This window comes from Paenibacillus sp. CR_12 (assembly GCF_041953985.1).
GTDB lineage: Bacteria > Bacillota > Bacilli > Paenibacillales > Paenibacillaceae > Paenibacillus_AQ > Paenibacillus_AQ lautus_A.
In genome coordinates this window covers 703493-716442 of the sequence record NZ_JAVFHO010000003.1, presented here as the reverse complement: position 1 = coordinate 716442, position 12950 = coordinate 703493, and the positions used below count along the sequence as shown (strand labels likewise).

The 12950-nt window shown below is 54.5% G+C and carries 9 protein-coding genes; 8 read left to right on the top strand and 1 reads right to left on the bottom strand.

Annotated elements, in window-relative coordinates; all coding sequences use genetic code 11:
- The first annotated feature begins 63 nt into the window (after nt 1-63).
- Nucleotides 64-2100, top strand: coding sequence for a methyl-accepting chemotaxis protein (locus RB297_RS15340; protein WP_192569694.1), 2037 nt, complete (start codon nt 64-66; stop codon nt 2098-2100).
- Nucleotides 2101-2595: 495 nt separating this feature from the next.
- Here RB297_RS15340 and RB297_RS15335 read toward each other — a convergent pair whose 3' ends face one another.
- A complete protein-coding gene (locus RB297_RS15335; RefSeq protein ID WP_375120892.1) occupies nt 2596-4737 on the bottom strand; it encodes an alpha-amylase family glycosyl hydrolase in 2142 nt (713 codons plus the stop codon).
- 436 nt (nt 4738-5173) lie between these two features.
- On the opposite strand from RB297_RS15335, the gene RB297_RS15330 reads away from it, so the two are divergent.
- The 7 genes from RB297_RS15330 to RB297_RS15300 all read left to right on the top strand — a co-directional run bounded on the left by RB297_RS15330 (nt 5174) and on the right by RB297_RS15300 (nt 12929).
- Nucleotides 5174-6319, top strand: coding sequence for a serine hydrolase domain-containing protein (locus tag RB297_RS15330; protein WP_375120891.1), 1146 nt, complete (start codon nt 5174-5176; stop codon nt 6317-6319).
- A 310-nt stretch (nt 6320-6629) separates the two neighbouring features.
- Nucleotides 6630-7586, top strand: coding sequence for a GNAT family N-acetyltransferase (locus RB297_RS15325; protein WP_375120890.1), 957 nt, complete (start codon nt 6630-6632; stop codon nt 7584-7586).
- 39 nt (nt 7587-7625) lie between these two features.
- On the top strand, nt 7626-8333 hold the full coding sequence (locus tag RB297_RS15320; RefSeq protein WP_009592358.1) for a PIG-L deacetylase family protein: 708 nt from the start codon (nt 7626-7628) through the stop codon (nt 8331-8333).
- Nucleotides 8334-8851: 518 nt separating this feature from the next.
- Nucleotides 8852-9466 (top strand): alpha/beta hydrolase, encoded by a 615-nt coding sequence (locus tag RB297_RS15315; RefSeq protein ID WP_076325589.1) that lies wholly within the window; start codon nt 8852-8854, stop codon nt 9464-9466.
- Nucleotides 9467-9605: 139 nt separating this feature from the next.
- Nucleotides 9606-10553: a carbohydrate ABC transporter permease gene (locus RB297_RS15310; protein WP_012819106.1), complete on the top strand. Its 948-nt coding sequence runs from the start codon at nt 9606-9608 to the stop codon at nt 10551-10553.
- 15 nt (nt 10554-10568) lie between these two features.
- Nucleotides 10569-11408, top strand: a complete 840-nt coding sequence (locus RB297_RS15305; RefSeq protein ID WP_277747887.1) for a carbohydrate ABC transporter permease — start codon at nt 10569-10571, stop codon at nt 11406-11408.
- A gap of 150 nt (nt 11409-11558) precedes the next feature.
- Complete coding sequence (locus tag RB297_RS15300) at nt 11559-12929, top strand: ABC transporter substrate-binding protein (RefSeq protein WP_213580272.1); 1371 nt, start codon at nt 11559-11561, stop codon at nt 12927-12929.
- Nucleotides 12930-12950: the final 21 nt, after the last annotated feature.

Sequence of the window (12950 nt, the reverse complement as noted above, 5' to 3'; positions counted from 1 at the left end):
ACAGCCGGTAATTGCCTTGCTGTGTCTTTTTGCATGTATGTTTGCAATCAGGGGGTACATAACATGAACATGACAAAGCGTTTTCAATTCAAGGCGGTCGGCATGAAGCTGTTTGTTATCTTTTTTACAACGATCGTGCTGTTATCTTCGGCGCTGGGGTTATTGTCGTATTCCATCTCCAAGGACACGGTAATGGATCAGGTATCCGAAGCGACCTCGGGGCAGATGATGCAGGCTGCGGACAAGCTGGATTTTCTGCTGGCCCAGTATGAAGCTGCCTCCCGCCAGTGGGCGCTGGACACGGTGCTTCGCGAAGATCTGGTGACGGTCAGCACGGCGGATATCGGCATTCGAGACAAAACCCAGGCCGAGAACCGGATCCGTGAGAAGCTGAACGGGATGGCATCTTCGGATAAACGTCTGCAGGGCATGCGTCTGGTCGCGCCCAATCTTCAGGCTCAAAGCTCCTATAACTCCACGGGCTATTCGGGCATGTCTTCTTCGGACGGGGTGAAGGCGAAGATCGACCGGATTATTCAGGCCGATGGCGAACCGGTATGGTTCCCGACAGAGGTCAAGGGTTTTATGGAGAACGAGAATACCGCCACCATGACGATGGGGAGATTGCTGAAAAACCTGAAAAATCCGAATGCGCAGTACGTACTGCTGATGGATGTCAAGGACGAGGCGGTCGGCGAGGTGCTGGCGAATCTAAAAATAGGGAATAACGGACAGATGCGGATTGTGGCCGAAGATAACCGGATCGTGCACGACATGGACCCGGCTCAGCTGATGCAGCCGTCCGCCATTACGGTTCCTTCAGACGCCGAGGAAGGGGGGATCTACTATACCGCCGACGAGCAGATGGTGGTATATACGCCTTTGAAGACGGCCCCATGGCATATGGTCGGCTTTGCTCCCGTTAGCGATTTCGTGCAGGCCACTGACAAATTGCTTGCCGTTACGCTTGCGGTCATTGTGGCAGCGGTTCTGGTTGCTGTTCTGATCGGCTACTATATGATGCGTACCGTCGGCCGACCGCTGAACCAGATGTGCAGCCTGATGGAAGAGGGAGAGCAGGGGAACTTAAGGGTGCGGACGGAATTCCGCCGTGCCGATGAGATTGGCCGTCTGGGTCAGAGCTTCAACCGGATGATGGGGCAAATCTCGGCTTTGGTCGATCAGACGAATGCGTCAGCGAAGGAAGTGCTGGTTACGGCCGAGGAATTGGCCGAAGCCTCAAGAGGAACGTCGCTTACGGCCGGAGAGATCGCGGCCGCCATGGAACAGATTGCGCAGGGAAGCGGAAGCCTGGCCATGGAGGCCGAACGCGAGAACCAGCTGGCCGAGAACATCGGCGTCCGAATGAGCAAGGTGTCCGATACGAATCAGGTGATTGCGGCCGCGGCGGATCGCGTGCTCCGGGTAACGGGGGAAGGCGCGCAGCATATGGACAGCCTGGTGGAGAAATCGACGCGGATTAACCAGGTGAACCGGGCGATCGTCCAGAATGCGGAGAAGCTGAAGGATAATACCGCATCGATCCACAAAATATTGGAGCTGATGTCGGAGATCACGCATCAGACCAACGTGCTGTCCATTAACGCGACGATTGAGGCTGCCCGCGCCGGGGCGGCAGGCAGCGGCTTCATGGTGGTTGCCAATGAAGTGCGGAGCCTCGCGGATCGTTCCAAAGAGTCGATCCAGACCGTAGGCGCGATGATTCTGGACATTCGGCGCGAGGTGCAGGGCTCCGTGGATGCTTTGACGTCGGCATCGCCGCTCTTTGACGAGCAGCTGCATTCGGTGCAGGAAGCACAGGGCGTCTTTGATAACGTGCGTCACGAGATGGATGCGCTCTTAACCGAGATCAGCGAGTCTACGCATGCGGTGGAGGTTCTGATCGATTCCCAGCTGGCGCTGACCGACTCCATCTCGGAGGCGAGCTCGATCGTCCAGGAAACCAGCGCCGCCACGGAGGAGGTCGCTTCGATGTCGTCCGAGCAGTTCAAGGTGAGCGAGAAGCTGGTCGGCCTGTCGTCGCGATTGGAGGAGCTGTCGGAGGGCTTGCGTAAGTCTTTGGTGATGTTTAGGACGTAAATGGTTTTCTCTATAGTGAGACGCTGCGAGTACGTATCGTTCCTCCAATCGCTGTTGCCCCCAATTTTCTTTGAACGTTGATTTTTCGGTAGAAAATCGGGGGCAAAGGCGACCACTATCGTTTTTCCGGAATCGATTCGTCCTCTCCGCTACTGCGTGCTAAACGCACAACCATTTACGCTAGGGTGTGGGGGAAGAAAGAGGCCGATGAAGGGGAACATCTTCATCGGCCTTTTTTGTTGGTGGGCGTGTTACTCGGGAGCGCAAGTGCAGGATCGTTGAGTTGTCCCCTCTGCTTGTTGAGTTACTACCTGCTGAGACGCTCTCCCTTTGGGAATCGCTCATGTCGTGCAGGGAATGTTGAGGTGCTTCGTGCGTAACGGGCTATTGCCTGCTGGAATTATGAACTGCATGAACAAAACCAGCTCCGGGATCATATCCGGAGCTGGTTTTATTTAGGTGCCGTTCTTCGGCTAAAGCTAGTCGTTCTTGAACTTACGGCTGCCAGTTCACGTTAATGGTGGCCGTTCCGCTCGTTGGAGCGGTAAACGTATGGTTCGAACCGCCTTCCCATGTTACCGTCGAGCCCTGTTTTTTCAGGAATTTGAATTCGATGGTTTTGCCGGCGGGAACGCTGACGTCATAGTACCAGGTTGGGTATTGGTAGATGACCTGGTTGTACAACGGACCGATGGCTTTGGCCGGGTCCCAGTTGCCGAGCTCGCTTACGCTGCCTGCCAGGTACACGTTCTGTCCGAGCGCGGTGGTAGCGTTGTTCACCACAAAGCGCACGCTGACTTGATCCCCGCTCAGCACTTCGAAGTTGTCATGCACATTGCTTGAGGTTCCGGCGCTGTTAGCGATTTTGATGTTATATACGCCTCCGGCAACGGCAGGGATTTTCACCTTGATCTGCGTGTCTTCCCAAGCCGTAACGTTAGCGCCGGTAACTGCCGTCGTGCCAAAGTATACCGTGCCTTTGGTTCCTCCGAAACCGCGGCCGTCAATGGTGACGGTTGCGCCCGGTTTGGCCATCATCGGTCCTACGTGCCCGATGGTCGGCGTAGTCACGGCCGTGGTGTACTGCCATACGGCCGTACCGCCCGCTGCCAGCGTGAAGTTGGAGGCGGACCCGCCGGAGCCGACGGTCAGATTGTTACCGTTCAGGAGGCCGCCCAGCACGTCGGTGTAGCTGCCGGCCGGCAGTGAGGTTACCAATCCCGTAATGTTAGCCGGCGTGTTCACGTTGCGGTTGACGGCGATGACGGCCACGTTGTTGCCGAACTTGCGCTCGTAGATCAACACGTCGTTGTTGATCCAGCGCTCCTGCGTCGTCCCGTAAGCGGCGGCCGGGTTGGATTTGCGCAATGGCGCCAGCTTTTTAATTACCTGATAAGCCGTAGTCGTGGTAGAGAAAGAAGGAATTCGAGCCCGGTTGTCGGGATCGTTCCCGCCGGACATGTATTGCTCGGTTCCATAATAGATGGCTGGCACGCCGCGGGAAGTGAGCGTGAAGGCGAGCGCTTGCTCCAGCTTCCGGCGGTTGGCGCTGTTATTGTGGAATCGTTCCATGTCATGGTTATCGATGAACGTGACCTGATCCTCCACCTGGAGGTAATCGGCCGCAGAGCCCTCCAGCATGGACTTCAGTCCGTACATATTGTCGGTGTTGTCCCTGAATACCTGGCGAACCTTCTGCGCGAAACGGAAATCCAGCAGGCTCATGCCGGATTCGTTGGCGAACTTATGGTTCTCGGCACTCACTTCGTTCACCCCGAGGAACCATTCGCCGAAGGTGAAGACCGGCTTGTAATTGTTGACGGTGGCCATGAAGCTCTTCTGCCAGCCGAACGGCATATGTTTTACCGCATCCATCCGAATGCCGTCAATGCCCAGATCGAGCCACATTTTAATGGCATCCTTCAGGTAGGTATCCACCGTGCTGTTGTTGTGGTTCAGATCGGCAAGATCGTACAGGTTTTTGTAAATCCCGTTCTCTGTCGTCGAGAAATCCGTGCCCCCGTTATGATGGAATAAATTCTGCGTATCGCCGGTGTATCCGCCGAGGAGGGTGCCGTTGTTGTACAGCTTGCCGTTCTCCGCGAACGACGGCTGGTCCGAGGAAGCGGGAGACGTGTGGTTCGGCGCGAAGTCGATGATGACTTTGATGTTCTTGGCATGGGCGGCAGCGATGAGGTTCTGGAAATCGGCGATCGTGCCGTACGCCGGGTTCGTTTTCTTGAAGTCTCTAGCCCAATAGCCGTGGTATGCGGTATTGTTCACGCCGGAATAGTTGATGACGCTGTAGATGTTCTCGACCGGCTGGGAGATCCAGATGGCGGTAACGCCCATGCCGGTCAGGTAGCCGTCGTTGATTTTGTTGATGATCCCTTGCCAGTCGCCGCCGCAGTACAGCCGCAGGTTGGTGCAGGTGCCGTCAAAGGCCGGGCCGGTCGGGTTGTTGGCAGGATTGCCGTCGGAGAAACGGTCCGTAAAGATTTGATAAATGACATCCGTGCTGAAATTTTGCTTGTTGGATACCGAGGTATCCGGAGCTGCATGGGCTGGGCCGAGCAAGCTCAGCGCCAGGGACAAGCTAAGGGCAAGGGCGGTTGTCAGTTTGTAGAATTTTTTCATCGTATTCCTCCTATGTAGCAGTTGTTGAATGGGGGTTGGTTCAATGAGCAAACCGAAGCTGCGGGGAATCACCTCCTGTACCAAAGATAGGGCAACAAAAAACCCCGGCATCTCCTGAAGAGAAACCGGGGTTGTTCCATACCGGGTGTGCGGTGACGGAATGCATGGCCCTTAAATTATGCGAGTGTTTGATTTCAACAATATTGTAAATGAAAGCGTATTCAGGTGTCAATATGTAATATCCAAATAAAAGGAAATTAATATTTCATGTTATGAAATTAAATTTTAAAGTTCTTATTTAATATTGAAACAAAATTTCACAGGCCATATAATAGGTTTAGCAAGCGTTTACAATTTGAATCAGTTCATGTAAAAATGGCGTGTTTGTTGTTTAGTTGATCCAAATCAAGGCCTGGAAGCAAAGGAGGAAAGTTCAATGGAGACTCATGTGAAGGCCGGTGCAGAGCAGCTGGGCTTGGGAATCAAGGGAGTGAAGGCGGCGTGCGCCGCCATTGAACGCGAAATAGCCGCGGGTACGACGCCGGGTGCCGTAGTGGGCGTTCTGCATGAAGGCAGGACATGGGTCTACACAGCAGGCTATGCCAATCCTAATCCGGTGCAGGGGCAGCCTGTGCCTGTTAGCGAGGATACATTATACGATTGTGCATCCTTGACCAAGGTGGCGGTCACGCTCCCGTTGATTCTGCAATTGATCGATGATGGAGTTCTCACCTTGAGCACAAAAGCGAGCGATATGCTGCCTTCATTCGGAACGGCAGGCAAAGAAGAGATAACGGTAGGCCAGCTGCTGACGCATACTTCCGGGCTCCAGGCGGATATGAACCTGCATTCCCATGGCTGGGACAGGGAGCAGATGTGGGATGCCGTTTTTTCAGCGCCGCTTGCGGCGAAGCCGAATACCGAAGTGATTTACAGCGACTTGGGATATATGGTGCTTGGTCGCATCATAGAACGGTCGCTCGAGCTGCCTTTGGACCAAGCGTTTAAGCGATGGGTGGCGGAACCGCTGGGCATGCATCACGCAACGCTGACTCCTTCGCCGGGTCAAGCGCACCGCTATGCCGCAACGGAGCATGAGGAATCCATCCAGGATCACTTGTGCGGGATTGTGCATGATGAGAAGGCGCGGGCTTTGGGCGGCGTGTGCGGCCATGCGGGATTGTTTGCTACGGCAGGAGACCTGCTGCAGTATGCCCGAATGTGGCTTGCACAGGGCGCGGTTCCGGCGGTGGAAGCTGCGAAGGCGAAAGCCGGCGAACCGAGGCTTCTATCTCGAGCTGCGGCGGCTACGGCCACCCGTCCCCATACGAGTCATATTCAGGGCTCGAGCCGTGGTTTGGGATGGGTGCTGAAAGGGGATAAGATGGACGCCTCGGGAGATTGGATGAGCCCATACTGTTACGGGCATACCGGCTTTACCGGAACCAGCCTGTGGATCGATCCCGAGTCTGATCTTGCGGTCGTTCTGCTGACCAACCGCGTATATGGGGGGCGGAGCAGCAGCGTGGCTCAGCTGCGCGCACAGGTCCACAACGCTTTGAAGGGAGCCGTGTCATGGTAAGACTGGAATGCGGCATGTTGTCCAGCCATCCAAGCATGCCCCGACTCACGCACCGTTTGCATAGGGAGCAGTGCGCACGATGTACAAAACATTAGTTCGTTCGATTCCGCAGCGGCAGCAATCCGAAGCCGAGCTAACGCCGGATGGACATTAAGCAATGCCTCCTGATGTCGGTACATTTATGGGAGCTGCTGCATAGATATTCCGTCCAGTACATGGAGGATTGGTGAATGGAGATCAACCGGTCGCATGCCGTTAAGCGGCAATCGCCGCCGATCCAAGGCTTACGATTACAAGGAGGGATAACGCAATGGCGAATTTAACCTACAGGTCTTACCGGCCTGGAGACGAGGAAGGGATCACGGCTCTGTGGAACGCCTGTCTGCCGGGAGATCCCGTCACCCGGCTTCGTTTTCGAAATCTGGTGCTGCTCGATCCGAACTTTGATCCGCAGGGACTGCGGATCGCGGAGCACGAGGGCCGCATAGTGGGCGTCCTGTATGCGGTGCGCCGGAAATTGCCGATGATCGGCACCGAGCTGGACCCGGATCACGGCTGGATCACCTTCTTCTATACCGATCCATCGGTTCGAAGAATTGGGGTCGCGTCGCGGCTGCTGCAGGAAGGCGAAGATTATCTTCGTCATCATGGGCGCAGCAAAGTCTTTTTCTCCTCGTATGCCCCGAATTATATCGTTCCGGGCATTGATGGGGAGCGTTATCCGGAGGGCTTGGCATGGCTTGCGGCCAGCGGTTTTACCCGCAATTACACGGCGGTTGCGATGGATCGCTCCCTGGTTGGTTTCCATATGCTGCCGGAGGTTGCGGAGCTGAAGCGGCAGCGGGAACATGAAGGCTTTACTTTCAAGCCGGCTCAGGACAGCGATCTGGTGGAGCTGATCGAGTTTGCGACGGACGTGTTTAATCCGGATTGGGGCCGGGCGATTCGCGAAGGATTGCTGCAGCGATTAACAACGGATCAGATCCTGATCGCGCGCGATCAAGGGAAGCTGGTAGGCTTCTGCCTGCATGGCGGATATGAGGGCGTAGCTGAACGATTCGGTCCGTTTGGCGTGGATCCGTCGATGCAAGGGAAAGGTCTCGGAAAAATACTTTTGTATGACTGCCTTGCCCTTATGCGTGCTCAAGGACTGCATGGTGCCTGGTTCCTCTGGACGGGCGAGCAGAGTCCCGCAGGCCATCTGTACCGCAAAGCCGGCTTCGACGTGACGCGCCGGTTCGATATTATGAGCAAGCCGCTTCAATAGATAGCTTCGACTACATGGATATACAAAGGAGAGATTACATTGACGGAAGCAAAGCAGCATCACATTTTGGCGATTGGCGGGCATGCGGGCGACATGGATCTTACGGCAGGAGCCGTGATCGCCAAATACACGCAGGCTGGCCACAAAGCGACGTTTCTTCATCTAACGCCGGGAGAGAAGGGACACCCCCGTCTGACGCCGGAGGAGTACGCAAAGCAAAAGATTGACGAAGCTCACCAATTTGCCGATATCGTCGGCGCGGATGTGCGGTTCCTTGCTTACAAGGATGCCGAGCTTCCGCTGGACGAGGAAGTGAAGTATCAGGTCGCCGACGTCATACGGGAAGTGAAGCCGGATATCATCATCACGCATTGGAAGGAGAGCATTCATAAGGATCATTCCAATACGCATTATATCGTGGAGGACGCCCGCTTCTACGCGGGCTTGAAGACGATTGAGCGCGAGCTTCCGTCCCACTATGCCCAGCATTTATACTATGCGGACAATTGGGAGGACCCGTACGATTTCCATCCTGAGGTCTTCATCGACATTCCGGACGAAGCCTATGAAACGTGGGTGAGAGCCATGAACGTATACGCTTATGCGCGCGGGGAAACCTACGGCTTCCCGTTCATCGAATACTACAAGGCGCTCACGATCGTACGGGGAGCGCCGATGAACTTCAAGCGCGCGCAGGCCTTCGCGGTTCCGAGAGGCGCGTTGACCAAACGGTTACAATTTTTCTAAATATATGGTTTTTCATCCAATCAACTGGAATAATCGCTAACATTCTCACAAAAAAATTGTGAGAAATACCAAAACATCCACTGACATTATACCTATCTTTTGATATAATGAGTGATGTTACGGGGGAACACGTACGGAATCATATATAGAGAATACAAACAGGAGAGGAAGTCTTCCATAGTGGAGGCTTCCTCTCTTTTCGTTTCGTTCGTCAAGAATTGCGAAGAATGGGGACATAGCGTTTCCGTTTGCAGCTCTAGCGGGGAGGCGAGGCGGAAGGGCAGCTGTTGCATTTTTCAAAATCCATGGTATGATGTATTTAAAGAATCTTAAATTTAAGATATTTAGGCTTGATTTTAGGGCAGCCTATGATGGGATCGCCGCCTAGTTTATGATGTGATTTTTCAGGGCAGACTTTGGTCCTATTGAGCTATTCCAGGGCATTCTAACGAACATTAATGGTGTCAAACGGATTCGAAATTGAAGCATATCACCAATCGAAGGGAGACTATAAACATATGGAACATACGCATATTTACCGCCAGGGAACCTCTCCGGAGGCACCAACCTTGCTATTGCTGCACGGCACCGGGGGGAACGAGGAGGATTTGCTGCCGCTGGCCGAGATGATCTCGCCAACGTCGAATGTGCTCGGCGTCCGCGGAAACGTGCTGGAGAACGGCATGCCGAGATTTTTCCGGCGTCTGGCCGAAGGGGTGTTTGATCTAGAGGATCTCGTAAAACGCACGCATGATCTGAATGAATTTCTGAACTGGGCAGCTGCCGAGTACGATTTTGACCGCAGCCGCATCGTTGCCGTTGGGTATTCAAACGGAGCCAATATTGCCGCCAGCCTGTTGTTCCACGAAGGAGACGCGCTGCAAGGGGCCATTCTCCACCATCCGATGGTTCCGCTGCGGGATAAAACCTTGCCGGATTTGACCGGCGTTCCGGTCTTCATCGCGGCCGGCCGGCGCGATCCGATGTGCACGCCGCAGGAGAGCGAGGATCTGAACGAACTATTGAGCGGGGCAGGCGCGGACGTGAAGCTCCATTGGGAGAACGGGGGACATCAGCTCAGCCGTGCAGAGGTCGGGATGGCCGCTGCCTGGTTTAAGGAGAAGTTCCTGTAATACCGGGCATGCCAAGATCCATGATGCGTCCCTGTCTAATCAAGTAAAAATGAAAGCGAATATGATCAAAATACCGTCAATACGTTGGCGGTATTTTTTTTATACTTAACCCATCGAATAAGAATCGAGGGGGTCCGACATGGCACAGACAATGGAGACGATGAAGAAGCCTGGCGCCCAGCCGACACGGGAGGACAAGTCCAGGGGATCCTTGCAGCGGGGAGAGAACCTATGGGGGATCGCATTCGTAAGCCCGATGCTGATCGGCGTTATCATTTTGGTGCTGTTTCCGATATTGGCTACGCTCGTGCTGGGTTTTGCCGATTGGAATTTCGTGCAGGGCTGGGACGGCATCCAGTGGGTCGGGTTTCAGAATTTCCGCCAGCTGCTGGAGGATGACATGTTTATCAAGTCGGTACGCAACAACATCTTGTTTCTCCTGACGGTTCCGGTCTACATGATGATCTCGATGACGCTGGCCATTTTGATCGACCGGTTTGTCTATATGAAGGGCTATTTTAAAGTGGCTTACTTCATGCCCTACATATCCAACATCGTGGCGGTGGCCGTCGTATGGCAGGTGCTGTTCCAGCCGTCCTACGGTCCGATCAACGAAATACTCCGGACGCTCGGGATGTCCAATCCGCCCAAGTGGATCGCGGATCCCAATTTCGCGCTGATTTCCATCATGCTGATATCGATCTGGATCTCCATCGGCTTCAATCTGATTATTTATATCGCCGGCCTGCAATCCATTCCGAAGGATCTGTACGAGGCGGCGGACATCGATGGAGCCAACGGCTGGACCAAGTTCAGGCGCATTACGCTGCCCCTGCTGTCGCCGACGTCATTTTTCCTGCTGGTAACGGGGATCATCTCCACGTTCAAGGTCTTTGACATCATTGCCGTCATGACGCAAGGGGGACCGATCGGCTCGACGACCATGATGGTGTGGTATTTGTACGATACGGCATTCGTCAACCTGAAGGTCGGTTACGCATCGTCCATTGCCGCGGTTCTGTTCGGCTTCGTTATGCTGATTACGCTGGGGCAGTGGGCCGCTCAGAAGAAGTGGGTCAACTACTAAGAGGGAGGGTGCTATATGGGGACAAGAGTCGGCGTCGACTGGCGCAAGCTTATCGTCACGATCGCGATGTTCGCGGTGAGCATTCTGTTTCTCCTTCCTTTTATCTGGATGCTGGTGACATCCTTTAAGGTGGAGCGTGACGTATTCGTATATCCGATTCAATGGATTCCGCGGGAGTGGAACGCGATTCAGAATTACAGGGAGGTATGGTTCGGGGATTATCCCTTCTACCTCTATTATTGGAACTCGGTCAAGGTCAGCATACTGACCACGATCATCTCGGCCATGGTATCCGCCCTGGCGGCCTACGGCTTCTCCAAAATCCGGTTTGCCGCCGGCAATTGGCTGTTCATCATCGTGCTGGTGACCTACATGATTCCGGGCCAGGCCATCCTGATCCCGCAGTTTATTCTGTACCGCAACATCGGGCTGTTCGACAACCACTTCGGCCTCATTATGCTGGGAAGCTTCAGCGTGCTCGGAACGTTCATGCTAAGGCAATTCTTCATGGGGGTGCATCAGGAATTCATCGAATCCGCCAAAATCGACGGCGCGAACCATCCGCGGATCTTCTGGTCGATTGCGCTGCCGCTGGTAAAGCCCGCTGTTGCCACGTATGCGATCCTGCGGTTCATCTGGACGTGGAACGATTATCAGAATCCGCTCATCTTCCTGCGGACGGACGGGCTGTTCACGATTCCGCTGGCGATGCAGAAATTCACCTCCTTAAGCGGAGAATTCTATTCCCTGATCATGGCGGCTGCCGTGTCGGCGATATTCCCGCTGCTGATCGTTTTTATCATCGGCCAGAAGAGCGTCATCGAAGGCATTGCGCTGGGCGGGGTCAAGGGCTAGGGACCTCGGGAATGAACGGGGTAAAAATAGTTCCAACATCAGTAAAGATTGTTTTATGGTTAAGATGTAAGCGCTCTATATAATGTGGATAGTCACAGCTAGAATCGTCACGACCTTACATACCGATATCAATGGGGAGGGTTATAGACAATGATGAACAAGAAATGGTGGTCAGGCGTTCTCACGGCCGCGATGGTGATCGGCTTGCTGTCCGGCTGCGGCGGAGCGAAAGAGAATGCGGCGCAAGGTGATTCCGCGCAAGGCGGGGGCAAGACCAATCTGAGGCTGTACACCTATGGCACGGAGGAAGCTTACAATTGGAAGAAAACGATCCAAGCCTATGAAGAGGCAACCCCGGGCGTGACCATTGAGCTGGTCCAGCTCAGCGAGAAGGGGGATACGCAGGAGGCGTTCAAGAAGCTTGACCTGGAGGCGGCATCCTCGGCCCAGATGGACATTCTGATGTTCAGCGATCCGGCGGGTTATGCGCAGCGGGTGGCGCTCGGCATGGCCGAGCCGCTGGACGACTTTATCGCGAAGGACGGCTACAGCGTGGAAACGGATTATAAAGTGGATACCCGCCTCGACGGCAAGGTCTATGCGCTGCCCGGCAAGTTCAACCCCTGGTATGTGCTGCTGAACAAGGATCACCTGGAGGAAGCGGGGCTGCCGGTTCCGACGGACTGGACCTGGGACGAATATGCGGACTATGCCAAAAAATTGACCCAGGGCGAAGGAGCGTCGAAGCGCTACGGGACGTACTTCCATGGTCCGCAAGGGGGCGGATGGCTGGAATTTCTGAAGCTGATGATGGCCAATCAGCCTCAGGATACCGACTATTTGAAGGCCGACGGCTCTTCCAATCTGGATAACCCGACCTTCAGGCAGACGCTGGAGCTGCGCGTGCGGATGGAGAAGGAGGACCAATCCTCGGTGCCTTACACGGACATGATCTCCCAGAAGCTGAACTACCGGACCCAATTCTTCAATCAATCCGCGAGCATGATCACGATCGGCAGCTGGATGAACACGGAGATCGGCGGAACGGATAAAGTGCCGCTGGACTTCAATGTCGCCGTAGCCCCATTCCCGAAAAACGAGGCAGGCGATCCGACGGGACTCACGCCGGTAACCACGGATTACGTGGCGGTGGCAGCCAAGTCGAAGCATAAGGAAGAGGCTTATCAATTCGTCCGCTGGTATACAACGGAAGGGCAGATCGTGCAGGGCAAGAACATTCCGGCCTGGCAGCAGGTGAAGACCGAGCAGGTGGAGGAGATCATCGACACCATTCTGGCGGGCACGAAGAGTCCGGAGAAGGTAGACAAAAAATCGCTCGTGGACACATTGGTTGCCTCGAAGGCTTCGGCCATCGTGCCGCCGGCGCCTTATCAGGCGGAAGTGTACGAGGCGGTGAACGAGGAATACGAGAAGCTGATACTGGGCAATCAGGATATTGACCAGACCATCGCGAATTCGCAGGAGCGAGTGAACAAAATTATAGAATCCAACAAAAAATGATCTGGTATAATAGACAAAAAA